Below are 23,724 nucleotides of genomic sequence, written 5' to 3' on the forward strand. Positions count from 1 at the left end.
TAGATATGCGAATTCCTTACTTCCCCCTACCTGCTTAGCAGGTATGCTGGGTCGGTATCCCAATTTCATACAGTTAAGGACAGGCCATGAGTAAGATTTATGAAGACAACTCGCTGACTATCGGTCATACGCCCCTGGTTCGACTGAACCGTATCGGTAATGGACGCATTCTGGCGAAGGTCGAATCACGTAACCCGAGCTTCAGCGTAAAATGCCGTATCGGTGCAAACATGATTTGGGATGCTGAAAAACGTGGCGTACTGAAGCCTGGTGTTGAGCTGGTGGAACCGACCAGCGGCAATACCGGTATCGCGCTGGCCTATGTGGCTGCCGCACGTGGCTACAAGCTGACGCTGACCATGCCAGAAACCATGAGCATCGAGCGGCGTAAGCTGCTCAAAGCGCTGGGTGCGAACCTGGTGCTGACCGAAGGCGCGAAGGGCATGAAGGGTGCCATTCAGAAAGCCGAAGAGATTGTGGCCAGCGATCCGGCGAAATATCTCCTGCTGCAGCAATTCAGCAACCCGGCTAACCCGGAAATTCACGAGAAGACCACCGGTCCGGAAATCTGGGAAGATACCGACGGCCAGGTTGACGTCTTTATCTCCGGCGTGGGTACCGGCGGTACGCTGACCGGCGTGTCGCGCTATATTAAAGGCACAAAGGGTAAAAAAGACCTGATCACCGTTGCCGTTGAGCCAACCGACTCACCGGTTATCACCCAGGCACTGGCGGGTGAAGAGCTCAAACCCGGCCCACACAAAATTCAGGGTATTGGCGCAGGCTTCATTCCGGGAAACCTGGATCTGAAGCTTATTGATAAAGTGGTTACCATCACTAACGAAGAAGCCATCTCTACCGCGCGTCGCCTGATGGATGAAGAAGGCATTCTGGCGGGTATCTCTTCCGGTGCGGCCGTTGCGGCAGCGCTCAAGCTTCAGGAAGATGAAGCCTTTACCAATAAGAATATTGTGGTTATCCTTCCGTCCTCGGGTGAGCGTTACTTGAGCACCGCACTGTTTGCCGATCTGTTTACCGAAAAAGAGCTGCAACAGTAGTGCCAGCATGTTAATAACGCGTAAAAAAGCACCTTTTCAGGTGCTTTTTTGTGGCCTGCTTCAAACTTTTACCCCTCCTGGCATTGCTTCACCCCGAAGGGTCTGGTATTTAAACCAGCAATTATTTTGATGCGTGAAATTAATCGGCAAACGAAATAGCCTTGCTGAATCGATTTTATGATTTGGTTCAAGTCTTGCTTTCGCTGCATAATGTTTAATGACGATCGAAACGTCAGCGCTAACAATACAGGCTAAAGTTCAGTCGCCAGGCTAGACTTTAGTTCCACAACACTAAACCTATAAGTTGGGGAAATACAATGTTCCAGCAAGAAGTTACCATTACCGCTCCGAACGGTCTGCACACCCGCCCTGCTGCTCAGTTTGTTAAAGAAGCAAAAGGCTTCACTTCTGAAATCACTGTGACTTCCAACGGCAAAAGCGCGAGCGCAAAAAGCCTGTTCAAACTGCAGACTCTGGGCCTGACTCAGGGCACCGTTGTCACCATCTCTGCAGAAGGTGAAGACGAGCAGAAAGCAGTTGAGCATCTGGTTAAACTGATGGCTGAGCTCGAGTAAGTTTCCGGGTTCTTTTAAATATCAGTCACAAGTAAGGTAGGGTTATGATTTCAGGCATTTTAGCATCCCCGGGTATCGCTTTCGGCAAGGCACTGCTGCTGAAAGAAGACGAGATCGTCATCGACCGGAAAAAAATTTCTGCCGACAAGGTTGATCAGGAAGTTGAACGTTTTCTGAGCGGTCGTGCCAAGGCATCTGCGCAACTGGAAGCAATCAAGACTAAAGCTGGCGAAACTTTCGGTGAAGAAAAAGAAGCCATCTTCGAAGGGCACATCATGCTGCTCGAAGATGAGGAGCTGGAGCAGGAAATCATAGCCCTGATTAAAGATAAAGGCATGACGGCCGACGCGGCTGCGCATGAAGTTATCGAAGGTCAGGCAACTGCCCTGGAAGAACTGGATGATGAATACCTGAAAGAGCGTGCGGCTGACGTACGTGACATCGGTAAGCGCCTGCTGCGCAACATCCTGGGCCTGGCCATCATCGACCTGAGCGCGATTCAGGATGAAGTGATCCTGGTTGCCGCTGACCTCACCCCGTCTGAAACCGCACAGCTGAACCTGAAAAAGGTCCTCGGTTTCATCACCGACGCGGGTGGCCGTACCTCCCACACCTCTATCATGGCGCGTTCTCTGGAACTGCCTGCCATCGTGGGTACCGGTAGCGTCACCTCTCAGGTGAAAAATGGCGACTATCTGATTCTGGATGCCGTAAACAATCTGGTTTACGTCAACCCAACCAATGAAGAGATCGACAAACTGCGCGCGGTTCAGGAGCAGGTTGCGACTGAAAAAGCGGAACTCGCTAAGCTGAAAGACCTGCCAGCCATCACCCTGGACGGCCATCAGGTTGAAGTGTGCGCAAACATCGGTACCGTCCGCGACGTTGATGGCGCTGAGCGCAACGGTGCGGAAGGTGTCGGTCTCTATCGTACAGAATTCCTGTTCATGGACCGCGACGCGCTGCCAACGGAAGAAGAGCAGTTTGCTGCTTACAAAGCCGTGGCTGAAGCGTGTGGCTCTCAGGCGGTTATCGTCCGTACCATGGACATCGGTGGCGACAAAGAGCTGCCGTACATGAACTTCCCGAAAGAAGAGAACCCGTTCCTGGGCTGGCGTGCCGTGCGTATCGCGATGGATCGTAAAGAGATCCTGCGTGACCAGGTTCGTGCGATCCTGCGCGCCTCTGCTTTCGGTAAACTGCGCATCATGTTCCCGATGATCATCTCTGTTGAAGAAGTGCGTGCACTGAAGAAAGAGATTGAAATCTACAAACAGGAACTGCGTGACGAAGGTAAAGCGTTTGACGAGTCAATCGAGATCGGCGTGATGGTGGAAACACCAGCGGCGGCGACCATTGCGCGTCATTTAGCCAAAGAAGTTGATTTCTTTAGTATCGGTACCAATGATTTAACGCAGTACACCCTGGCAGTTGACCGTGGTAATGATATGATTTCACATCTCTACCAGCCAATGTCACCGTCCGTACTGAACTTGATCAAGCAAGTTATTGATGCTTCTCATGCAGAAGGTAAATGGACTGGCATGTGTGGTGAGCTTGCAGGCGACGAACGTGCTACACTTCTGTTGCTGGGTATGGGTCTGGACGAATTCTCTATGAGCGCCATTTCCATCCCGCGCATTAAGAAGATTATCCGTAACACGAACTTCGAAGATGCGAAGGTATTAGCAGAGCAGGCTCTTGCTCAACCGACAACGGACGAGTTAATGACGCTGGTTAACAAGTTCATTGAAGAAAAAACAATCTGCTAATCCACGAGATGCGGCCCAATTTACTGCTTAGGAGAAGATCATGGGTTTGTTCGATAAACTGAAATCTCTGGTTTCTGATGATAAAAAAGACTCCGGAACTATTGAGATTGTTGCTCCGCTCTCCGGCGAGATCGTCAACATCGAAGACGTGCCGGATGTAGTGTTTGCTGAGAAAATCGTTGGTGATGGCATTGCTATCAAACCAACTGGCAACAAAATGGTTGCTCCAGTTGACGGCACCATCGGTAAAATTTTTGAAACCAACCATGCGTTCTCTATCGAATCTGATAGCGGTATCGAACTGTTCGTTCACTTCGGTATCGACACCGTTGAACTGAAAGGCGAAGGCTTCAAACGTATCGCGGAAGAAGGCCAGCGTGTGAAAGTTGGCGACCCGGTGATTGAATTCGATCTGCCACTGCTGGAAGAAAAAGCCAAGTCTACCCTGACTCCGGTTGTTATCTCCAACATGGACGAAATCAAAGAACTGATCAAACTGTCTGGCAGCGTCACCGTGGGTGAAACCCCGGTTATCCGCATCAAGAAGTAATTCTTGCCGCACAGAAAAATGGCGCCTTCGGGCGCCATTTTCGTTTATGCGGGGAGGATAAGCTCGTCGTAACCTTTCGACTGGGTATAAAGCATCACGTCCGTCACCCGATCGCCAGCCATGCGAATGGCATCGGCAACGGTTTTCCCCTCAACAATGCCGCTCACCAGCTCTGAACAGAACAGGTCTCCCGTCCCTTTCAGATCGGTTTCTACTCGCGGATGCGCGCTGACGGTGACGCCTTCATTCGTCACCAGCACCACGTGGATGTTCTGCGGGTCGTCAGCGACCGGTGCACTGGTAATCGCCACCCACTTCAGGCTGTCAGAGAGCAGTCCCTGTGCCGCCGCGATGGCGCTTTCCGGCGTGCGGCACGGTTTGCCGCTTAACACTTCCAGTTCATAGACGTTTGGCGTAATCCCCTGCGCTAGCGGCAGCAGGTGCTCCCGATACGCTTCGGGGATCTCGGGCTTCACGTACATTCCGCTGTCGATATCGCCGATAACCGGGTCGACCAGCACCAGCAGGTCGGGATGCTGCGCTTTGACAGCCTTCAGCCACTGCGCCAGCAGGACGATCTGGCTGGCACTGCCCATATAGCCGGTGGTGACTGCTTTAAGCTCGCGCAGGATCTCGCGCTCTTCTAGCGCCTTAAGGTAGCCGTTGAACCACTCGTCGGGGATCACTCCACCATAAAATGTGTCGTAGTGCGGCGTGTTGCTAAACAGTACCGTCGGCACGGCGGTAACGTTCAGCCTGTGGGTACGAATATTCGGTACCGCAATGCTGTTCCCCACGCTGCCGTAAACCACCTGCGACTGCACGGCGACAATATCGGTTTGCTGCGCCCGGGTATTATCCCGGAATAGAATCATCTCCATGACGCTTAAATCCCCGCCCCCTGCGAATAACTCTCTTCACCAAAGACGCCGGTAGACAGATAGCGATCGCCGCGATCGCAAATAATCGCCACCACCACCGCGCCCGGATTTGCCTTTGCTACCCGAATCGCACCCGCTACCGCGCCGCCCGAGCTGACGCCGCAGAAGATGCCTTCGCGCACGGCCAGCTCACGCATGGTATTTTCCGCCTCGCGCTGGTGAAGATCCAGCACCTGGTCCACAAGCTGCGCATTAAAGATGCCGGGCATATACTCCGCAGGCCAGCGGCGAATGCCCGGAATGCTGCTCCCCTCTTCCGGCTGCAGGCCGACAATGGTGACGGCTTTATCCTGCTCGCGCAGAAAACGCGATACCCCGGTAATGGTGCCGGTGGTACCCATGCTGGAGACAAAATGGGTGATACGCCCGTCGGTTTGCTGCCAGATTTCCGGGCCGGTGGTGGTGTAGTGTGCGTACGGGTTGTCCGGGTTATTAAACTGATCGAGCAGTTTACCTTCGCCGCGCTCGGCCATTTCTAACGCCAGGTCGCGCGCGCCTTCCATCCCCTGCTCTTTGGTCACCAGAATCAGCTCGGCTCCGTAGGCACGCATCGCGGCACGGCGCTCCTGGCTCATGTTGTCCGGCATCAGCAGCTTCATGCGATAGCCTTTCAGCGCCGCAATCATCGCCAGCGCGATACCCGTGTTACCGCTGGTGGCTTCAATCAGCACGTCGCCCGGCTTAATCTCGCCGCGCTTTTCGGCCTGGACAATCATCGACAGCGCCGCGCGGTCTTTCACCGACCCCGCCGGGTTATTGCCTTCGAGTTTGACCCAGATTTCGCTGCCGTTGTCTGGCCCCATGCGCTGAAGCTTGACCAGAGGCGTGTTGCCGATGGTGTTTTCGAGTGTATTCACGTTTTTTACTCAATAAAAAAGCCGGGCGCGCGCAGCGATCCCGGCCTACAAGACGCAGTGATAACTGTAGGCCCGGTAAGCGCAGCGCCACCGGGCGATAAACATCCTAATAACCTATCAGGCTGACTCCGCCAGAGCAATATCCTCGCGCGTCTCGATGCGCTCCTTGCCGTGATAAATACGGGCGTGCTGCAGACCGACAAACAGGCGCTCTCCTCGGTGCGGCGGCACGTCGTCGCGCATGACCACGGTCAGCGGCTCGGTATACCAGCCCAGGGGCTGTACCACCAATTGGGTGTAGTGACCTTTAGGGCTAGCTTCCAGCACCTGCACCGGCAGCGGTGAATCCAGGCTGGTTCGGCGGCTCACGTCCACTTCCCACGGACGCAGGAACAGATCGACCGGTCCCTGATGCGCGGAGGTGTAGCCCAGCGGCCAGCGGTGCGCACCCACGTGGAACTGCCCACCGCGAATAGTACCCTGAAGACGGTTTACCTCGCCCATAAACTCCAGCACGAAGCGGGTCGCCGGTTCGCGCCAGAGCTGCTCCGGCTCGTCAACCTGCTCAATGTTACCCTGGCTCATGACCACCACGCGATCCGCGACTTCCATCGCCTCTTCCTGGTCATGGGTCACGAAGACGCTGGTGAATTTCAGCTCTTCATGGAGCTGACGCAGCCAGCGGCGCAGCTCTTTACGCACCTGTGCATCCAGCGCGCCGAAAGGTTCATCCAGCAGCAGAATTTGCGGCTCAACGGCCAGCGCACGCGCCAGCGCCACGCGCTGTTTCTGACCGCCGGACAGCTGGGCCGGGAAACGGTCCGCCAGATGAGCCAGCTGCACCATCTCCAGCAGTTTGGTCACCTTCGCCTTAATGGTTGCCGCATCCGGGCGCTCGCGACGCGGCAACACGGTCAGGCCAAACGCGATGTTGTCGAACACAGTCATGTGGCGGAACAGCGCGTAATGCTGGAACACAAAACCTACTTTACGATCGCGGGCATGCAGGCGGCTCACGTCGGTGCCGTGAAAACGGATATGCCCGCTGGTCTGATGCTCAAGCCCGGCGATAATACGCAGCAGCGTAGTTTTACCCGAGCCAGACGGCCCCAGCAGCGCCACCATTTGTCCGGAAGGGATATCCAGCGAGATATCATTCAGCACCTGGGTGCGACCAAAAGACTTCTTAATATTGGCAATCTCAATGCTCATGATTTCCCTCCTGATGCTGACGTTTTTCCTGATTTTCTAAACGCCACTGCACCACACTCTTCAAAAACAGGGTCAAAATCGCCATCAGCGTCAGCAACGCTGCGGCAGTAAACGCGCCGATGGTGTTGTAGTCCTGCTGCAGCAGTTCAATCTGTAGCGGTAGCGACAGGGTTTCACCGCGAATCGACCCGGAGACAACGGAAACGGCACCGAACTCACCAATCGCGCGGGCGTTGGTCAGCACCACGCCGTAAAGCAGCGCCCAGCGAATGTTCGGCAGCGTCACGCGGCGGAACATCTGCCAGCCCGAAGCCCCCAGCAGCACCGCCGCTTCGTCTTCGTTGCTGCCCTGGCTTAACATCACCGGCACCAGCTCACGCACCACAAATGGACAGGTCACGAAGATGGTGACCAGCACCATACCCGGCCAGGCGAACATGATCTGCAGGTTATGCGCATCCAGCCAGCCGCCAAGCGGGCCGTTGGAGCCGTAAAAGAGCAGGTACACCAGACCCGCCACCACCGGCGATACGGCGAAAGGGATATCCAGCAGGGTCAGCAGCAGCTGACGTCCCGGGAAGTTAAAGCGCGTCACCAGCCAGGCCAGCAGAGTCCCGAACACGAGGTTCACCGGCACGGTGATCAACGCAATCATTACGGTCAACCAGATGGCATGCAGCATATCCGGGTCTGCCAGGTTTTCCAGCGCGGGCATCAGGCCCTTGCTGAACGCCTGAACGAAGATATAAACCGTCGGCACGACGAGAATGAGGGCGGAAACCAGCACGCCCGCCCCAATCAGAAACCATTTACCCCAGTTGATGCGGGGTGCATCGTATCGCTTCAATTGCGTAACTTCCGCCATCAGTGACCTACCACACGTCGACCAAAGCGACTTTGCAGAGTGTTAATTGAGTACAGCAGCAGCAGCGAGGCTGCGAGGATCACCGAGGCAATTGCGCTCGCCGCCGGATAATCAAACTCCTGCAAACGGATGAAAATCATCAGCGAGGTGACTTCCGTTTTCCAGGCGATGTTCCCGGCGATAAAAATCACCGCGCCGAACTCGCCGAGGCTGCGGGTAAACGACAGCGCGACGCCCGCCATCAGCGCCGGAGAGAGCTCCGGCAGCACCACCTTGCGGAAGCTCTGCCAGCGCGTGGCGCCCAGCGTTTCCGCCGCTTCTTCGTATTCCGGACCCAGCTCTTCCAGCACCGGCTGCACGGTACGGACCACAAACGGGATGCTGGTAAAGGCCATCGCCACCGCGATACCGAGCCAGGTATAGGTCACCTTGATGTCAAATTTCGCCAGCCACTCGCCGTACAGCCCGTTCACGGAGAAGAGCGACGCGAGGGTTAAGCCCGCCACCGCCGTCGGCAGCGCAAACGGCAGATCCATCAGGGCGTCAAGCAGCGTACGGCCCGGGAAGCGATAGCGGGTTAAAATCCACGCCATCAGCAGGCCAAACACGCCGTTAAAAATGGAGGCGACAAACGCCGACAGCAGCGTCACCTTATAGGCCGCCACCACCTGCGGGTTGGTGACCACATCCCAGTACTGCGCCCAGCTCATCTGCGCAAGCTGCATCACCAGCGCGCTGAGCGGCAACAGCAGGATCAGGCAGACGAACAGCAGGCTGGTCCCGAGGCTTAAGGTAAAGCCCGGCAGCACGCGTTTTGTCGAAACTGCAAACATTACTTATGCCCCGCCGCCAGCAGTTTGTCTAACTCACCGCCGCTGGCAAAATGCGTTTTCATCACATCAGGCCAGGAGCCGAAATGATCTTCCACGCGGAACAGCGCGGTCTGCGGGAATTTGTCTTTCAGCTTGTTCATCACGTCCGGGTTGTTCACGCGGTAGTAGTAATCGGTAATGATGGTCTGCGCCTGCGGGCTGTACAGGTAGTTGAGATAGGCTTTTGCCGCTTTCTCGGTACCGTTTGCCTGCACGTTTTTATCCACCCACGCCACCGGGAACTCGGCCAGGATGTTGGTTTTCGGGATAACGACCTCAAAGCCCTGCGCTTCATACTGTTTGCGGATGTTATTCACTTCCGATTCAAAGCTGATCAGCACATCGCCGAGACCGCGTTCTGCGAAGGTCGTGGTCGCCCCACGGCCGCCGGTATCAAACACTTCGACGTTTTTCAGGAACTGGGTCATGAACTGCTCGGTTTTGGCTTTATCGTTACCGTCAGCCTTGTCCGCTGCGCCCCACGCCGCTAAATAGGTGTAACGCGCGTTACCGGAGGTTTTTGGGTTCGGGAAAATCAGCTTCACGTCGGAACGCACCAGGTCGCTCCAGTCGTGGATATTCTTCGGGTTGCCCTTACGCACCAGGAAGCCCATGGTGGAGTAGAACGGCGAGCTGTTGTTCGGCAGACGGCTCTGCCAGTCCGCCGGAAGCAGCTTGCCTTTGTCGTGCAGGATCTGCACGTCAGTGACCTGGTTGTAGGTCACCACATCCGCTTTCAGGCCCTGCAAAATCGCCAGCGCCTGCTTGGACGACCCGGCGTGGGACTGCTTGATGGTCAGCTTATCGCCGTTATTGTCTTTCGCCCACTGCTGTTCGAACGGTGGGTTAAGGGCGGCAAACAGCTCGCGGGAGACGTCATACGAACTGTTTAACAGTTCAGTCGCCTGCGCCTGTGCCACCAGCAGTAAACCTGCCAGCGCCAGAGTTCCTTTTTTTAGTACAGTAACGGCCATTGCGCACCCTTATAAATGTGATGACTATCTTATAGTCATAATATTTATAACGGGGATGAAAGGAGTAACGGTTTTATATACCGTTTAGTGATTTAGAAGCAGAAAAGGGAATAAGGGGTGCGGCCTGATGCCCGCACCCCAGCCCTCTCCCACAGGGAGAGGGAGAAAGGCTATTACAGCGCCAGCAGACGCTCAACGGACGGCGCAAAGTAGTAGCCGCCGGTCACCGGTTTGGTGAAGCGCAGCATGGCGTCGCGCTTACCGTCGGTATCGCCGAACATGCTCAGCAGCTGCTGCTCAATGTTATACAGGCGCGCGCAGTAGGCGCAGAAGTAGAGGCCGTGCGTGCCGCTTGCGGTACCGTACGGCAGGCTCTGGCGAACAATCTTCAGCCCTTTGCCGTCTTCCTTGAGATCAACGCGGGTCAGGTGAGAGGTAACGGGACGGTCGTCGCCGTCGATCTCTTCGTTGGCTTCTTTAGTACGACCAATCATCATCTCCTGGTCGTGCACGCTCATACGGTTAAGCTGCTTGAGGTTGTGCTCCCAGCGCTGCACGAACACGTAGCTGCCGCCCGCGTCCACGCCGTCTTTAATCACCGCCACGTCGCGACGAACCTCTTCACCCGCCGGGTTTTCCGTCCCGTCGACGAAGCCGCTCAGATCGCGCTCTTCGACCCAGCGGAAGCCGTGAACCTCTTCCTGCACCTCAATGCTGTCGCCAAAGGCCGCCACAGCGGCCTGGGCAACGGAAAAGTTCACGTCGTGACGCAGGGAGAGAATGTGGATCAGCACATCATATTGGGTCGCAGGTGCCAGACCTTTGCCGTAAGGGATGAAGTCCTTCAGCTCTTCCGCCCCTTCGCCACCGCTCAACTGACGCCAGACGTTATTGCCAAAGGCAACAACGGCGCCGAGGTGGGCTTCCGGGAATTTGGCCTGGAAGGTGGCCAGCTTATCAACAAACGCTTTACTGGCCGCACGCAGGGCATCCACGTCCCCTTTAACATTGGCTTCAATCCAAATCGCCGCGCGGCAATGTTCTGGCAAAATGCCACTCTGAACCTGAGACATCGCTCCTCCTGAAATAAAGATGCCACGTCAGCGTGGCATTGATGGCGGGTATTATACCCGGATTTCAGCGAGGCGGTTTGTTCAGGCGCAAATTACTGCTTCCAGAGTATTTTGCTCACTTTCCAGCTCTTGAGCGTGTCGTCAGACGGCATCAGTCCTTCCGGTCCGCTCCAGGTTCCGGTGAAGACATAGCTGATGTGCTGGCTGCCTTCCGCCTTACATTCCACCGCGACCTTGTCGTCAGACGGCAAGCTGGTGCAATTACCAAAAGCCTGCTTATAAAGCTCGCTAAACGGGGTCCCTACTTTCACGCCGCTAGCGGTCGGAATATCTTCATCCATCACCGCAATTCGGTTTACCGTGCCTTTGTCACCGTTGATCACCAGCGCCAGCTTGTCGCCCTTCAGCGCTTCGTAATAGCGAACAATATTGCCATTCTCCGTTTTCATGCCGCTACGCAGACGGTAATCGCTGCTGAGCGCATCCTGAATAGCATTCTGATCCAGCGCCGTCGCGGCGGTAATTTTCCCCACGCCCTGCTCGGTCACTTCCGTTGATGAGCCAAACCAGTTCCACGGATACGCGGCGGACCAGTTAATGGAGGAGAGCGTCGAACAGCCGGTCAACGCCAGCGGGAGAGCGCATAAAAGTAAACGCAGCGATTTCATTGAAACGTCCTTTCTAATTAAATCAACGCTTGTTGGAGTGCGACATCGGCAAAAAGTGCCGGATTAATCGTCCTGAGGCGCAAAACAGGCGCGAAGACGCGGGTTTGTCAGCAGCCACAGCAGCGCCACAATATCGGCAACCACCAGCGCAATACCGATGCCCGTCAGCGGCTCACCGTACCACCAGAGTACCGGCTGCCAGAAGAGCAGCGCAATCTGGGCAAGGATCAGCAGCCCGCGAAGCGCGCGCCACAAACGCGGGATCGCCTGCCGCCGGCCGCTGCACAAAAACGCCACCACCGCCGGTACGCCCGGCAATAGTCCGAGCCAGAAGGCGTCGTGATCGGGATAAAAGAGATTCAGCAGCGTGTCGCCCTGCCCGCGCGACGCGGCGGCCATCACAAACAGCACCCAGGTCCGGGCCTGGAGCAGCAGAACGCACCAGAATAAAAAGGGCAGCCTGACGCGGCCCTGCGCGTCATAGTCAGCCGGATGGATCTCAGTACTCTTCATCTTCGATCAGACGCTTGCCCAGAGTCAGCACGTCAGCATGTTCATAGCCCAGACGCTCATACATGCCCAGTACGACGTCGTTATCTTCCCGCACCATGATCTGGATCTTTGGGCAGCCGCGGGCGATCAGCTTCTTCTCGAGTCGGTTCAGCAGCGCATTGGCAATGCCGCGGCCACGGTATTCCGGGTGAACGCCCAGATAATAGGCCGAGCCGCGGTGGCCGTCGTAACCGCCCATTACCGTCCCCACAACCTCGCCATTGACTTCCGCGACCAGAAACAGACTGACGTCGTGATTCACCTTACGTTCGATATCCATTTCCGGATCGTTCCACGGACGCAGCAGATCGCAGCGCTCCCAAAGGGTGATCACCTCTTCGAAATCTTCCTGGCGAAAAACGCGTATCTCCATGGTATTAACCGCCTTTTCGGGTTTAAAAACAGTGATTATGGCGCGAAGCACGCCTTTAGCCAATAACCGGGGAAAATCTCGCCAAAATTTGGCATAATGTCACTTTGTCACGTATTGAAATGAAAAGTAAAACAATTCTCAATATGGACTGTCGTAACGGGAAACACGATACGATATAACACCAGGACCCCATTTTTTAGTATTCAGGCCGCATGAGCACATTCAAACCATTAAAAGCACTCACATCGCGTCGTCAGGTTCTCAAAGCGGGGCTGGCGGCCTTAACGTTAACGGGCATCGCAAAGCAGGCTCAGGCGAAAGACGAGAGCACGCTCAAAACCAGTAACGGACACAGCAAACCGAAAGCCAAAAAGCCGGGCGCGAAGCGTCTGGTGATGCTCGACCCAGGGCACGGCGGCATTGATACCGGCGCCATCGGCAAAAACGGGTCGAAAGAAAAACACGTCGTGCTGGCAATTGCAAAAAATGTGCGCGCAATTTTACGCAGTAACGGCATTGACGCCCGTCTGACGCGCTCTGGCGATACCTTTATTCCACTGTATGACCGCGTAGAGATCGCCCACCAGCACGGGGCGGATCTGTTTATGTCGATCCACGCCGACGGCTTTACCAACCCTTCTGCGGCCGGTGCCTCGGTGTTTGCGCTTTCCAACCGTGGCGCCAGTAGCGCCATGGCGAAATACCTCTCCGACCGCGAAAACCGGGCGGATGAAGTCGCCGGGAAGAAAGCCACTGACAAAGACCACCTGCTACAGCAGGTGCTGTTCGACCTCGTGCAGACGGATACGATCAAAAACAGCCTGACGCTCGGCTCGCATATTCTGAAGAAGATTAAGCCAGTGCATCGTCTGCACAGTAAAGGCACCGAGCAGGCAGCGTTCGTGGTGCTGAAATCACCGTCCATCCCGTCCGTGCTGGTGGAAACCTCATTCATTACCAACCCGGAAGAGGAGCGACTCCTCGGCACCACGGCGTTTCGTCAGAAGATCGCCAACGCCATCGCCTCCGGCATTATCAGTTACTTCAACTGGTTCGATAACCAAAAAGCGCACTCCAGGAAACGTTAATGAAACCCGATGCTCAACTGGTCAAAACCTTCCTGCTGCAGCTGCAGGATGAGATCTGCCAGAAACTGGCCGCCGCAGATGGCGGTGAATTTCAGGAAGATACCTGGCAGCGCGAGGCTGGAGGCGGCGGGCGCAGCCGCGTGCTGCGAAACGGCGGCATCTTCGAACAGGCGGGCGTGAATTTTTCCCACGTTCACGGCGACGCCATGCCTGCGTCTGCGACGGCACATCGTCCCGAGCTCGCAGGCCGCAGCTTTGAGGCGATGGGCGTCTCGCTGGTGGTGCATCCGCACAACCCGTTTGTGCCGACCAGCCACGCCAACGTGCGCTTTTTCATTGCGGAAAAACCGGGCGCCGACCCGGTCTGGTGGTTCGGCGGCGGTTTCGACTTAACGCCCTATTACGGCTTCGAAGAGGATGCCGTGCACTGGCACACCACTGCGCGGGATCTTTGCCTGCCGTTTGGCGAAGACGTCTACCCGAAATTTAAAAAGTGGTGCGACGACTACTTTTACCTGAAGCACCGCGACGAGCAGCGCGGCATCGGCGGGCTGTTCTTTGACGATCTCAACACGCCGGATTTTGATACCGCGTTCAGCTTTATGCGCGCGGTGGGTGAAGGCTATACCGACGCGTACCTGCCGATTGTCGAACGCCGTAAAAACACCAACTATGGCGTGCGCGAACGTGAGTTCCAGCTCTACCGTCGGGGGCGCTACGTGGAATTTAATCTGGTGTGGGATCGCGGGACGCTGTTCGGCCTGCAGACCGGCGGGCGCACGGAGTCGATTTTAATGTCGATGCCGCCGCTGGTGCGCTGGGAATATGACTGGCAGCCGGAAGCGAACAGCCCGGAAGCCGCCCTTAGCGAGTTTATTCAGATCCGCGACTGGGTGTAGTTTACCTGACCTGATGACGGCTAGCGCCTTATCAGGCCTGCATTGACTGAGGCACCGCCCCGCAGGCTGGATAAGGCGCAAAGCGTCGTATCCGGCACAATAATGTCATCACGCCCACTGGCGCATACGCTGATGCAGCGTCAACGACGGTTTCTCCGCAAACAATTGCTGATAGTCAGTGGCAAACTGCCCCAGATGCCAGAATCCCCACTGCATGGCGGCGTCTTTTACCGTCACGCTTTGCGACCACGGGCTTATCAGCTCGCGACGCACGGCGTTCAGACGAATACGTTTTAACCAGGCATTCGGACCAATTCCAAGTATCGTGTGAAAGGCGTTTTGCAGCGTCCGACGGCTGACGTGCAACTGATTACACAGGTCAAGTACGGTCAGCGGCTCTGACATATTTTCCAGCACATATTCGCGCGCACGCGACAGCAGGCGACGATAGCTCTGATGGCTGATACTCTCGGCCGTGATTATCGGCTGCGCTTCTTCCAGCATTGTGCCCATCGCCAGCAGCAGGTTATCGCCCAGCACTTTGCGTACCGCAGGTTGATGGAGGTTTACCGGATTCTCGCTAAATGTCGCCAGCGCCTGCTGCACAAAGCCCCATAGAGCAGCTTTGTGTTGTTCTTTCACTTCCAGCGCCGACTGGTTACGCAGCATATGCATCACCCTTTCCGGGTTATGCAGGAAGTTGGCCTGACGGGCAATCGCCTCTTCCGAAATAACGACGCCCAGAATGGTGTAATCATCCGGCGTACTCAGTTCAAACTCCGTCCCGCCCGGGCGGGTGGCAATTTCAGCGTTACCCAGACACTGGGTGCCAATAAATCCCTGTTCGCAGCGCGTGGCCGGAATACCAAACCAGAACGAGTTCGGCCAGACAAGACATGACTGACGCAGCGCCAGTCCGGTGTATTCACGGAACACCTGAATATCGTCGAGCAGGATTTCCGTGAACTCGCCATGAAATTTTCCCGGATGCAGCTGGTCGTAGATTTGCTGCCAGGCGGTAATCGTCAGCGCATGCTCATACACATCCGTTGTTCGCCGCTGATGAACGTTGTCCACCTCCACTTTCGGCGTAAGTTTAACGTCTTCGGGTAATGCTTCATGATAAAGATGGTGCAGGTTTGCAGTTCGGGTCTTTTTCATGATCTTTTAAGCCGGAAGCCTCCACGAAGCCCCCGGCCCTCCGACAGGTTAATTTTTTAAGCGATAGCGACTACTGCGTTTACGCAACGCTCCGTGAGAAAAGAGCTGTTCCAGCGCCTTTCTGGCTTCATCAAGTGACCAGCCAAAGTGGGCAGCCACTTCTCCTGCCGTCATTCCTTGACGGACCGATGTCAACAGCGCCAGAAGTTGCTCAGAGGATTCAGACGTCAACGGGGCATCCTGCGTCTTCTGCGGATTTACCTCTGTTTTCACTTCTGGCTTCTGTTCTGGTTTCTTCGACTGGCGCGTAAAACCGCCGATCAGCCACTGGGTGTCATCGTCCGGCCGGCCTATTTCCTTACGGCTGATAACACGGCCTGTACGCGCTGCGGCAGCGCTGCCGGCATCCAGTGCTGCGCGGCACGCAGCCAGATCGCCTTCCACCACCAGCGTCAGCCGGCCAGGATCGAGCACTTCGTGGCTCAACAGACGCACGTTAGCGGCTTTCAACATGGCATCTGCCGCGTCGACGGCAGCCACCATGCCATCCACTTCCAGTAATCCCAGTGCATTGATCATCACTACCTCTCTTACGCGCGCTGGACTGGATTACGGGCAATATCCAGCACGGCATCGGCAAAGGCGTTACAGGCGGCTTTACAGGCGGCCTGGCTACCGGTCAAAAACGCGGCCGAATAGTTGGTTTCTGACGGTGGCGGCACATAGGTGACAATCTGCACATCAGCAGATTTCAGCGCAGCATCAATACCCAACGTCGCCTCCAGCGGCGGCGCCACCAGATACGCCATCGGATCGCCAGGTCGGCATCCTGCGGTCGCCGAGAGATACGACCCGGTACGCGAAACCACATGCGCCAGGAAAGCGGTATCTTCTGCGTCATTTGCCCACTGGAACGCCGCACCGCTTTCAATATTGGCCACCATCGCGTCCAGACCTGCGCGAACTTCGGCCGGGTTTGGCCCTCCGAGCATAATCAGCACTTCGCCCGAGGTTGGAGAGGGGCTGTGCGCCGCGCCGGCATACAGCGAGCGGCCATAAACCACTTCGACCATTGCCTGTTTTGTCGCTTCGTCTGCGGCAATATACGCCACGTCATCAGAATCTGCTGTGATGAGTCCAAGGCTACGTATATGTGGCGGTAATTTAAGTTCACGGGCAAAACCGTCATTTACCGAGGCAATCACGCGCATTGCGGTGACTGAAGGTCTAATCAAATCTAATGCTGGCATGATGCCTCCTTAACGGGTCATATTGATGCCGGATGCTTTTTGCTCCAGCATGCGCCTGGCCAAATCCACAATCACCGCCGCCGCTTCAACCGGTGGCGTACCGCCCTGATGAATATTCGAGATACAGGTACGGTCAGCTTCAACGGTCGTCGCCACGCGCGGCGAATAGACGGCATAGCAGGAAAGGCTTTCAGACTGGCCAAGGCCCGGACGTTCCCCAACCAGCAGGATCACCGCTTTCGCACCAAGCAGTTCGCCGATCTGATCTTCGATTTTCACGCGACCATAGCGAACAAAGAACGGCGTCCCAACCTTCAATCCGGCCTGTTTTAAGCCCGACAACAGCGGCGGCAGGATCTCTTCGTAGTTGGCGGTGATGGCGTCGGTAGACAGGCCATCAGAGATAATCACCTGCACATCCGGGTTCATTACACACTGTGATTTCAGCGCTTCAATGGCTTCCGCACTCAGACGACGCCCCAGATCCGGGCGAGTCAGGTACAGGTTTTTGTCAATGATTTCCGAGCGTACTTCCAGCAGCCCCTGGGCTTTTACCCACTCTTCGGGCACTTCTTTCAACACCGTGTCTTTTGAACGCGAGTGATCGGCCAGGAAACGCAGCAGCGCCTGAGTGCGCGGGCGTGGACCGGCACGGCCGGTACATACACGCGCGGCGGTGCTGCGACGCAGCTCGGTCAACACCTCTGCGCGATGCGGGTTCTCAACGCCAATCCACGCTTTGGCCTCGGCTGAGCCTAAATCCATTGCACAGCTTTCACCCGTTGGTGCAGCACACTGCGCGGTGCTACATTTCTCTTCAGGTGACGACGCTTGCGCCTGCGGCTGCGACTCTCCCATTGACGCCATAACGCTGCGTACAATTTCTTCAATCTGTTTTTGATCCATCGTGTGTCATCCCCGCGTCATCAGAAGAACAGTGACGGATCGCCCGCCCGTTTGGTCAGACGACCGTTTGCCATAATGCCCATGGTTTCCAGCCAGCGTTCAAACTCCGGCGACGGCCGTAAATTCAGCAACTGACGGACGGTGGCGGTATCGTGAAAGGCGGTGGTCTGATAGTTGAGCATGATGTCGTCACCGAGCGGCATGCCCATGATGTAGTTGCAGCCAGCGGTGGCGAGCAGAATCATCAGGTTTTCGTTGAGGTTCTGGTCAGCATCAGCATGGTTGGTGTAGCAGCAGTCGCAGCCCATTGAGATGCCACTCAGCTTGCCCATAAAGTGATCTTCCAGACCCGCGCGAATAATCTGACGATCGTTGTACAGATACTCCGGCCCGATAAAGCCCACCACGGTGTTCACCAGAAACGGATCGTAGTGACGCGCCAGCCCGTAGTTACGCGCTTCCATCGTCACCTGATCGGCACCGAAGTTAGCGCCTGCGGAGAGCGCAGACCCTTGTCCGGTTTCGAAGTACAGGCAGTTTTCACCGGCGATGCGGTTGAACTCCGCGCCCACTGCGCGTGCTTCATCCAGCATAGCCAGCTCAACGCCGAACTCTTTTAAGCCTTTCTCGCTGCCGCAGATACTCTGGAAAATCAGCCCGCCCGGCGCGCCGCGACGGATCGCTTCGATCTGGGTGGTAACGTGTGCCAGTACGCAGCCCTGGGTCGGGATGTTGAATTTATCGATAACGCCGTACACGGTATCCAGTACGCGGCTTAAGTTTTCCACATCATCCGTTACCGGGTTTACGCCAATTACCGCATCGCCCGCACCGAAGGAGAGTCCCTCGTAGATTTGTGCCGCAATACTCTGCACGTCATCACGGGTGTCGTTCGGCTGTAAACGGCAGCTGAAAGTGCCAGGAAGACCAATAGTGGTGTTGGCCTTTTTGATCACCGGCATTTTCTTACCGCCGTAGATCAGGTCCGCGTTAGAGCAGATTTTTGCTACCGCGGCGACCACTTCCGACGTTAACCCTTTACGCGTAAACGCAATGTCATCAACGGAGGTTTCATCGCTCAGCACGTACTCGCGCAGTTCGCTGATGCTCCAGTTTTTGATGCGGTTATAGGCCGTTTCGTTGACGTCATCCTGAATCAGACGCGTGACGCAGTCCTCTTCATAGGAAATCACCGGGTTATTGCGGATATCCGCCACCGTCATTTCTGACAGCACCTGCTTGGCCGCCACGCGCTCCTGCGAACTGGTTGCAGCTACCCCTGCCAGCACATCCCCCGAACGCAGTTCGTTGGCTTTTGCCAGCACCTCTTTCACATCCTTAAACTGATAAACATTGCCGAACAATGTGGTCTTTAGTTTCATAAGTCGTTCCCTCAGGAAGGAAATGCGAGTGATTTCACCGTCACCGGCACAACCGATCCGCCAAAAAGAGGCGTACCAATGTCGATATAGTCCCCCGCCCGGACAACCACCTCATCGATGACCGCCAGCGGGTGTTGCTGTAACTGTGGGCGTAACAGCATGCCCAGGGCTTTACCAAAATCCTGCTCGGCTACCACCAGCAGGGGATGCGGATTCGGATAGCGCGCGACAAAGGCCAGCAGCGCATCAATCACCGTTAATAGCGCGGCGTAGCGCACCGGGAGCGAACCGGGCAGCGCCAGCACGTAGGCGTCCGTTTGCGGATCCAGATCGAGTTGCATCAGCGCTTGCTGCCAGGCGGCAACCAGATCAGCCTCATCAACCGGAATCGCCACCGGCAGATTGCGCAGCGGAAGCGCCACGCCTTCCAGCCAGATAGTGCTGCCCGAAAGCGACAGCGTATGCGCACCGGCACCAATCACCGTGGCACGCACGGTCTGCGCCGGGAACTGCACGTTCATCTCACGCAGACGCGGATGTTCATGCAGCGCCGTGGCGAGGAGCGGCCCGATATCGGAAAAACAGAACGGATCGGCTGGTTGGTTGCGGTAGCATTCGCCCACTCCCCCTGAAAGCGTAATCACATCCGGTTTCACACCCGCAGGCAGTAAACCGGTTTGCATCATCGCCTGCGCCAGCGGTGAAAGCGTGCCGTCAATCACCTCCACAATCAGCGCCGCCATCCGTCTGGCCACCTGAACAAGCTGCCCCGCATTGAGAGTTCGGGCGTCAAAGCCCGGACCAAATACGTCATCAACAATCATCTGCCCCGGTTGATGCGCATGCACCACTCGCCCCTGACCGTCCGTTTCCAGAAGCCTTCCACCAACGTTCAGGCAGGCCGAACCGCTGACCTTTCCGGCATCGAACAGGACGTAGTTCGACGTCCCGCCGCCGATGTCGATATTCAGTACCCGGCACATTTTTTGCTCGGACAGGGTTTGCACTCCCGCGCCTTGACCGGCAATCACCGATTCCAGATGCGGGCCGGCGCTGGCAACCACAAAGTCCCCCAGCGACTGGGAGAGCGCCATCACTGCGGGTCGTGCGTTGCGGGTTTTGGCGCTTTCTCCGGTAATGATGATCGCACCGGAATCGACGGCCTCAGGCTTGATGCCCGCCGCCTGATACTGGGCGAGGATCAGCGCCTTAAGTTCGGCCTCTTTCAACCCGCCCTGTTTATCAACCGGGGTAAAAAACACCGGGCTTTGCCAGCTAACTTCGCGTTTGATGAATTCGTAGCGCGGCACCTGCGACACTGCCGCACGGTTGACCAGCTCAAGGCGCGAGAAGATCACCTGAGTGGTGGTGGTGCCGATATCGATACCGACGCTGAGTAGCTGGCGAATATTCACGATTGCGCCTCCGGATGAGTGTCTGCTGGTGCCGGAACATCTTCGTCTTTCGGTACTAACAGCATAGCCACGCCAATCGCCGTCACACCGCCGATCAACTTGCCGACAATCATTGGGAAGATCATCGCGTTCATGTTGGCAGCGGCGAAGCCTAAGTGGTCCCCCAGAGCAAAGGCCGCGGAGACCGCAAAGGCGCAGTTGATCACTTTGCCGCGGGTATCCATATTCTTCATCATGCCGAACATCGGGATGTTGTTCGCCAGCGTCGCGACCATCCCCGCAGCCGCAATGTTATTAACGTTTAACAGGTTGCCGACGCTCATCAGCGGTTTTTCAAACCAGCGGGTCAACAGCAGCACCATCGGGTAGGCGCCCAGCAGCACACAGGAAATAGAACCGATAACTTCGATGGCGCGCATCACTTCACCCGGCCTGTCTCCCGGTGCCATGAAGATAGGATCAAGACCCGGAATCAGCTCCCAGCCAAGCAGGAATTTGATCACCGCAGCCGCCAGACCGAGGGTGATCAGCGCCACGAGGAATTTCGCGAAGATCTGGAAGCCGTTGATCATTTTTTCCGGGATGAATTTCAATCCCAGCGCCACCAGCACGGCCACGATCAGCACCGGGATCATGTTCATCAGGATCAGCGCAAAGGTGAACTCCACCGGCTGACCATTGATTTCGACGCCGGAGTACATCGCGACCAAACCACCCGCAATACAGCCAACTGGAATGGTGACAATACCGGCCAGCACGCCCAGCGCCAGATAACGACGATCAGACGGTTCAATAATTCCCAGCGCAACCGGAATGGAGAAGACCAGCGTCGGCCCCATCATCGCTCCGAGGATCAGGCCAGAGTACAGCCACGCCGCAACGTCGCCGCCCGCCAGTTCTTTCGCCAGGAAGAAGCCGCCCATATCGCACGCCAGCAGCGTTCCGGCAAACATCGACGGGTTTGCGCCCAGCATTTCGTACAGCGGAATAATCACCGGCCCAAGCACATGCGCCAGTACGGGTGCCAGCGCGGTCATACCGACCATTGCCAGGCCCAGCGCGCCCATCGCCATGAAACCTTCTTCAAACTGGCCGCCCGAACCCTCAATACTCTTACCGAACTTACCGAGGAAGCGCGCCGAACCGCCGAACTGCGACAGGATCCTGTCCACGGCGGCAATCAGCATAAAGAACATCATGATGTACATGATGATTTCGTTAATTCCCATAACCTTCACTCCCTGTCATATGTGTATTTATTGTGCCGTCGCATACAACGCGATAATGTCGGCCTGCGTGGCTGTGCGTGGGTTACTGCGAATACAAATATCCTCCAGCGCGGCATGCGCCCATGCGCTGTAATGCTCGGGCTTTGCCCCAACGTCAGAGAGTCGTTTTGTCTGGCCCACTTCACTAATCAACTCGCTGACGGCGTTGATGGCATCGCGATCGTCCGACTTCTTGTTAGTTAACGCCCGTCCGATATGGCTGAAGCGCTCACGACACACCATGCGGTTGAACCCCATTACCGTGGGCAGCAGCATGGCGTTAGCCTGTCCGTGCGGGATATGCAGCGCAGCGCCCGGCTGGTGCGCCATCGCATGACACAAGCCCAGTCCCGCGCTTGAAAACGCCATTCCCGCCATGCAGGACGCCAGCAGCATGCTTTCCCGCGCCGCCAGATCCTGACCGTAGCCGACGGCCTTTGGCAGCGATTTACCGATCATCGCAATCGCGCCAATCGCCAGGCTGTCGGTAAACGGCGTCGCGTTCAACGCGCTATATGCTTCAACGGCGTGCGTCAGCGCATCGATCCCGGTCATCGCCGTGACGTGTGCGGGCACACCTTCCGTCAGCGCGGCGTCAAGGATCGCCACATCCGGCATCAGCATTGCGTGGGCCAGCACTTGTTTAAGTCCTGTCGCGGCGTCGATAATCACCGTGACGTTAGTGGTTTCTGAGCCCGTTCCGGCGGTAGTTGGCACCGCAATCAGCGGCAGACGCGCACGCAACACGCTGTGCTCCGTCATGTCAGCCAGCGTCTGCGTGGGGTTGGTCACCAGCAACGCGACTGCCTTTGCGGCATCCAGTACGGAACCGCCGCCGAAGGCCACAACGCTATCGCACTTCGATTCACGCAATTGCGCGACCGCCGCGCAGACGTCCGTAATGCACGGTTCGCCCGCCGGACATGGCCACAGCGTCATCGCCACGCCTTTCATCGCCAGGCTGCGCTCCAGTGCAGCGGTCATCCCCGCCTGATGCAGGAAACGATCAACCATGACGAACATATGCGTCAGTCCGCGCGCTTTTGCTTCCTGCCCACAGGTACTCAGCGCTCCCAGTCCACATAACGTAACCGGTGGAACGCTAAACGTTTTTACGCGTTGCAGATTCAGGGTATCGAATGCCTGAAAGAGCGCGGTCTGCAATTCAGCTTGCATAGATTCCTTCCGCTTTTTCTTTTCCGCTATTTGCAATCGCCAGCGGAGTCATAAACAGGCTGTGCTGGGGTAAATGCACCTGCAGCTTCGGGAAACGCTTACGGAACAGTTCATCAACGCCCGGCTGCATACAGGAGCCACCGGCCAGCCACAAGTCAGCGACGCCCTGTCCGGCTATATGGTGAGCCACGATTTCCGCCATCTTTTCGTAGACCGGCTTAACCACTGGCCAGATTTCTTTGCCATTGCTGCGCTTGTACTGCTCGGCTTCCTCCAACTGGATGCGACGGTTCCCGGCGAGCGTCAGAGAAATATGGTGCCCGCCGGTCGCTTCATCGGCGGAATAGATCACTTTGCCCTGTTTAACAATGGCAATCCCGGTGGTACCGCCCCCGATATCCACCACGCCAGCGTTATCGAGCTGCAACAGGTCCGCCACCGCGGTCGGTTCGTCGAGCACATGACTCACTTCAAGTCCGGCAGACTCCAGCACGTTGATCGAAATGCGCCGGTCCGTTCCCGGTGGAAACGAGGTTGCCGCATGGGTAAAGCGGCAACCCAGCTGTTGTTCGAGCGTATCGAGATGGCGACGAACGAGGGTCACCGCGCCGAAGAAATCCCAGACGATGCCATCGCGCACGACATCGGCCCAGTCCAGGCAAACCGCAACCGGCTGTCCGTCACTGTCGACAACCATCGACACCACATCACACGTTCCCAAATCAACGCCCAGCCACAGCGGTGAATCGCTCGCAGCAGGCGTCTGGTTACATAGCGCTGCCGCTTTTTGCAGCCTGGGTGTCAGCCAACGCTGTTCGTCGTGCGCCATCCCTTTTA

Annotated in this window: 25 protein-coding genes; 6 read left to right on the forward strand and 19 right to left on the reverse strand. The window is 56.6% G+C overall.

Going from position 1 to position 23,724, the window contains the following annotated elements; all coding sequences use genetic code 11:
* Positions 1-86 precede the first annotated feature (86 nt).
* The 4 genes from cysK to crr all read left to right on the forward strand — a co-directional run bounded on the left by cysK (position 87) and on the right by crr (position 3,955).
* Entirely contained in the window at positions 87-1,058 is a 972-nt protein-coding gene (cysK, locus tag P349_RS10485; RefSeq protein ID WP_014884739.1) for a cysteine synthase A, read from the forward strand.
* A 317-nt stretch (positions 1,059-1,375) separates the two neighbouring features.
* Positions 1,376-1,633, forward strand: coding sequence for a phosphocarrier protein Hpr (ptsH, locus tag P349_RS10480; RefSeq protein ID WP_000487600.1), 258 nt, complete (start codon positions 1,376-1,378; stop codon positions 1,631-1,633).
* 44 nt (positions 1,634-1,677) lie between these two features.
* Complete coding sequence (gene ptsI, locus P349_RS10475; protein ID WP_032646702.1) at positions 1,678-3,405, forward strand: phosphoenolpyruvate-protein phosphotransferase PtsI; 1,728 nt, start codon at positions 1,678-1,680, stop codon at positions 3,403-3,405.
* 40 nt (positions 3,406-3,445) lie between these two features.
* Complete coding sequence (crr, locus tag P349_RS10470) at positions 3,446-3,955, forward strand: PTS glucose transporter subunit IIA (protein WP_003861316.1); 510 nt, start codon at positions 3,446-3,448, stop codon at positions 3,953-3,955.
* Positions 3,956-3,999: 44 nt separating this feature from the next.
* Here the strand turns inward: crr and pdxK are convergent, their stop codons facing one another.
* The 10 genes from pdxK to P349_RS10420 all read right to left on the reverse strand — a co-directional run bounded on the left by pdxK (position 4,000) and on the right by P349_RS10420 (position 12,342).
* On the reverse strand, positions 4,000-4,836 hold the full coding sequence (pdxK, locus tag P349_RS10465; protein ID WP_032646704.1) for a pyridoxine/pyridoxal/pyridoxamine kinase: 837 nt from the start codon (positions 4,834-4,836) through the stop codon (positions 4,000-4,002).
* 5 nt (positions 4,837-4,841) lie between these two features.
* Entirely contained in the window at positions 4,842-5,753 is a 912-nt protein-coding gene (gene cysM, locus P349_RS10460; RefSeq protein WP_032646706.1) for a cysteine synthase CysM, read from the reverse strand.
* 117 nt (positions 5,754-5,870) lie between these two features.
* A complete protein-coding gene (gene cysA, locus P349_RS10455) occupies positions 5,871-6,965 on the reverse strand; it encodes a sulfate/thiosulfate ABC transporter ATP-binding protein CysA (RefSeq protein ID WP_008501607.1) in 1,095 nt (364 codons plus the stop codon).
* Positions 6,955-7,830, reverse strand: a complete 876-nt coding sequence (gene cysW, locus P349_RS10450) for a sulfate/thiosulfate ABC transporter permease CysW (RefSeq protein ID WP_032646707.1) — start codon at positions 7,828-7,830, stop codon at positions 6,955-6,957. Before cysW ends, cysA begins: the two co-directional genes overlap by 11 nt.
* Positions 7,830-8,663 carry a sulfate/thiosulfate ABC transporter permease CysT gene (gene cysT / locus P349_RS10445; RefSeq protein WP_004123378.1) on the reverse strand — a complete coding sequence of 278 codons (834 nt, stop codon included), beginning with the start codon at positions 8,661-8,663 and terminating at the stop codon, positions 7,830-7,832. The genes cysW and cysT overlap by 1 nt, the downstream gene beginning before the upstream one ends.
* A complete protein-coding gene (locus P349_RS10440; protein ID WP_032646709.1) occupies positions 8,663-9,676 on the reverse strand; it encodes a sulfate ABC transporter substrate-binding protein in 1,014 nt (337 codons plus the stop codon). Before P349_RS10440 ends, cysT begins: the two co-directional genes overlap by 1 nt.
* A gap of 173 nt (positions 9,677-9,849) precedes the next feature.
* On the reverse strand, positions 9,850-10,749 hold the full coding sequence (locus tag P349_RS10435; RefSeq protein ID WP_023332959.1) for a Dyp-type peroxidase: 900 nt from the start codon (positions 10,747-10,749) through the stop codon (positions 9,850-9,852).
* A 92-nt stretch (positions 10,750-10,841) separates the two neighbouring features.
* Complete coding sequence (locus tag P349_RS10430) at positions 10,842-11,417, reverse strand: RpoE-regulated lipoprotein (protein ID WP_032646711.1); 576 nt, start codon at positions 11,415-11,417, stop codon at positions 10,842-10,844.
* Positions 11,418-11,480: 63 nt separating this feature from the next.
* Positions 11,481-11,930 carry a DUF2919 domain-containing protein gene (locus tag P349_RS10425; protein ID WP_032646712.1) on the reverse strand — a complete coding sequence of 150 codons (450 nt, stop codon included), beginning with the start codon at positions 11,928-11,930 and terminating at the stop codon, positions 11,481-11,483.
* Positions 11,917-12,342: a GNAT family acetyltransferase gene (locus P349_RS10420; protein WP_024907604.1), complete on the reverse strand. Its 426-nt coding sequence runs from the start codon at positions 12,340-12,342 to the stop codon at positions 11,917-11,919. The genes P349_RS10425 and P349_RS10420 overlap by 14 nt, the downstream gene beginning before the upstream one ends.
* A gap of 212 nt (positions 12,343-12,554) precedes the next feature.
* On the opposite strand from P349_RS10420, the gene amiA reads away from it, so the two are divergent.
* Positions 12,555-13,430: an N-acetylmuramoyl-L-alanine amidase AmiA gene (gene amiA, locus P349_RS10415; protein ID WP_024907603.1), complete on the forward strand. Its 876-nt coding sequence runs from the start codon at positions 12,555-12,557 to the stop codon at positions 13,428-13,430.
* On the forward strand, positions 13,430-14,329 hold the full coding sequence (gene hemF / locus P349_RS10410; protein WP_032646715.1) for an oxygen-dependent coproporphyrinogen oxidase: 900 nt from the start codon (positions 13,430-13,432) through the stop codon (positions 14,327-14,329). The genes amiA and hemF overlap by 1 nt, the downstream gene beginning before the upstream one ends.
* Positions 14,330-14,437: 108 nt before the next feature.
* On the opposite strand, the gene eutR is transcribed toward hemF, so the two are convergent.
* Genes eutR through eutJ form a run of 9 tightly spaced genes read right to left on the reverse strand, consistent with a single transcriptional unit; the run spans position 14,438 to position 23,716 of the window.
* A complete protein-coding gene (gene eutR / locus P349_RS10405; RefSeq protein ID WP_024907601.1) occupies positions 14,438-15,490 on the reverse strand; it encodes an HTH-type transcriptional regulator EutR in 1,053 nt (350 codons plus the stop codon).
* 48 nt (positions 15,491-15,538) lie between these two features.
* Positions 15,539-16,069 (reverse strand): ethanolamine utilization microcompartment protein EutK, encoded by a 531-nt coding sequence (gene eutK, locus P349_RS10400; protein WP_032646716.1) that lies wholly within the window; start codon positions 16,067-16,069, stop codon positions 15,539-15,541.
* An 11-nt stretch (positions 16,070-16,080) separates the two neighbouring features.
* On the reverse strand, positions 16,081-16,740 hold the full coding sequence (gene eutL / locus P349_RS10395; protein WP_024907599.1) for an ethanolamine utilization microcompartment protein EutL: 660 nt from the start codon (positions 16,738-16,740) through the stop codon (positions 16,081-16,083).
* A gap of 9 nt (positions 16,741-16,749) precedes the next feature.
* Positions 16,750-17,646: an ethanolamine ammonia-lyase subunit EutC gene (gene eutC / locus P349_RS10390; protein WP_032646719.1), complete on the reverse strand. Its 897-nt coding sequence runs from the start codon at positions 17,644-17,646 to the stop codon at positions 16,750-16,752.
* Positions 17,647-17,666: 20 nt separating this feature from the next.
* Positions 17,667-19,028 carry an ethanolamine ammonia-lyase subunit alpha gene (eutB, locus tag P349_RS10385; RefSeq protein WP_003038029.1) on the reverse strand — a complete coding sequence of 454 codons (1,362 nt, stop codon included), beginning with the start codon at positions 19,026-19,028 and terminating at the stop codon, positions 17,667-17,669.
* 11 nt (positions 19,029-19,039) lie between these two features.
* Complete coding sequence (gene eutA, locus P349_RS10380; protein WP_032646722.1) at positions 19,040-20,443, reverse strand: ethanolamine ammonia-lyase reactivating factor EutA; 1,404 nt, start codon at positions 20,441-20,443, stop codon at positions 19,040-19,042.
* Positions 20,440-21,672, reverse strand: a complete 1,233-nt coding sequence (gene eutH, locus P349_RS10375) for an ethanolamine utilization protein EutH (protein ID WP_032646725.1) — start codon at positions 21,670-21,672, stop codon at positions 20,440-20,442. Before eutH ends, eutA begins: the two co-directional genes overlap by 4 nt.
* Before the next feature lie 27 nt (positions 21,673-21,699).
* Entirely contained in the window at positions 21,700-22,887 is a 1,188-nt protein-coding gene (eutG, locus tag P349_RS10370; RefSeq protein WP_032646727.1) for an ethanolamine utilization ethanol dehydrogenase EutG, read from the reverse strand.
* Positions 22,877-23,716, reverse strand: coding sequence for an ethanolamine utilization protein EutJ (gene eutJ / locus P349_RS10365; RefSeq protein ID WP_032646729.1), 840 nt, complete (start codon positions 23,714-23,716; stop codon positions 22,877-22,879). The genes eutG and eutJ overlap by 11 nt, the downstream gene beginning before the upstream one ends.
* Positions 23,717-23,724: the final 8 nt, after the last annotated feature.

Origin of the sequence: Enterobacter sp. DC4, from assembly GCF_000568095.1 — a bacterium.
Lineage (GTDB): Bacteria > Pseudomonadota > Gammaproteobacteria > Enterobacterales > Enterobacteriaceae > Enterobacter > Enterobacter pseudoroggenkampii.

Coding starts and splice junctions, on each gene's coding strand:
- cysK (WP_014884739.1), top strand. CDS start 87: ATGAGTAAGATTTATGAAGACAACTCGCTGACTATCGGTCATACGCCC.
- ptsH (WP_000487600.1), top strand. CDS start 1,376: ATGTTCCAGCAAGAAGTTACCATTACCGCTCCGAACGGTCTGCACACC.
- ptsI (WP_032646702.1), top strand. CDS start 1,678: ATGATTTCAGGCATTTTAGCATCCCCGGGTATCGCTTTCGGCAAGGCA.
- crr (WP_003861316.1), top strand. CDS start 3,446: ATGGGTTTGTTCGATAAACTGAAATCTCTGGTTTCTGATGATAAAAAA.
- pdxK (WP_032646704.1), bottom strand. CDS start 4,836: ATGGAGATGATTCTATTCCGGGATAATACCCGGGCGCAGCAAACCGAT.
- cysA (WP_008501607.1), bottom strand. CDS start 6,965: ATGAGCATTGAGATTGCCAATATTAAGAAGTCTTTTGGTCGCACCCAG.
- cysW (WP_032646707.1), bottom strand. CDS start 7,830: ATGGCGGAAGTTACGCAATTGAAGCGATACGATGCACCCCGCATCAAC.
- cysT (WP_004123378.1), bottom strand. CDS start 8,663: ATGTTTGCAGTTTCGACAAAACGCGTGCTGCCGGGCTTTACCTTAAGC.
- P349_RS10440 (WP_032646709.1), bottom strand. CDS start 9,676: ATGGCCGTTACTGTACTAAAAAAAGGAACTCTGGCGCTGGCAGGTTTA.
- P349_RS10435 (WP_023332959.1), bottom strand. CDS start 10,749: ATGTCTCAGGTTCAGAGTGGCATTTTGCCAGAACATTGCCGCGCGGCG.
- P349_RS10430 (WP_032646711.1), bottom strand. CDS start 11,417: ATGAAATCGCTGCGTTTACTTTTATGCGCTCTCCCGCTGGCGTTGACC.
- P349_RS10425 (WP_032646712.1), bottom strand. CDS start 11,930: ATGAAGAGTACTGAGATCCATCCGGCTGACTATGACGCGCAGGGCCGC.
- P349_RS10420 (WP_024907604.1), bottom strand. CDS start 12,342: ATGGAGATACGCGTTTTTCGCCAGGAAGATTTCGAAGAGGTGATCACC.
- amiA (WP_024907603.1), top strand. CDS start 12,555: ATGAGCACATTCAAACCATTAAAAGCACTCACATCGCGTCGTCAGGTT.
- hemF (WP_032646715.1), top strand. CDS start 13,430: ATGAAACCCGATGCTCAACTGGTCAAAACCTTCCTGCTGCAGCTGCAG.
- eutR (WP_024907601.1), bottom strand. CDS start 15,490: ATGAAAAAGACCCGAACTGCAAACCTGCACCATCTTTATCATGAAGCA.
- eutK (WP_032646716.1), bottom strand. CDS start 16,069: ATGATCAATGCACTGGGATTACTGGAAGTGGATGGCATGGTGGCTGCC.
- eutL (WP_024907599.1), bottom strand. CDS start 16,740: ATGCCAGCATTAGATTTGATTAGACCTTCAGTCACCGCAATGCGCGTG.
- eutC (WP_032646719.1), bottom strand. CDS start 17,646: ATGGATCAAAAACAGATTGAAGAAATTGTACGCAGCGTTATGGCGTCA.
- eutB (WP_003038029.1), bottom strand. CDS start 19,028: ATGAAACTAAAGACCACATTGTTCGGCAATGTTTATCAGTTTAAGGAT.
- eutH (WP_032646725.1), bottom strand. CDS start 21,672: ATGGGAATTAACGAAATCATCATGTACATCATGATGTTCTTTATGCTG.
- eutG (WP_032646727.1), bottom strand. CDS start 22,887: ATGCAAGCTGAATTGCAGACCGCGCTCTTTCAGGCATTCGATACCCTG.
- eutJ (WP_032646729.1), bottom strand. CDS start 23,716: ATGGCGCACGACGAACAGCGTTGGCTGACACCCAGGCTGCAAAAAGCG.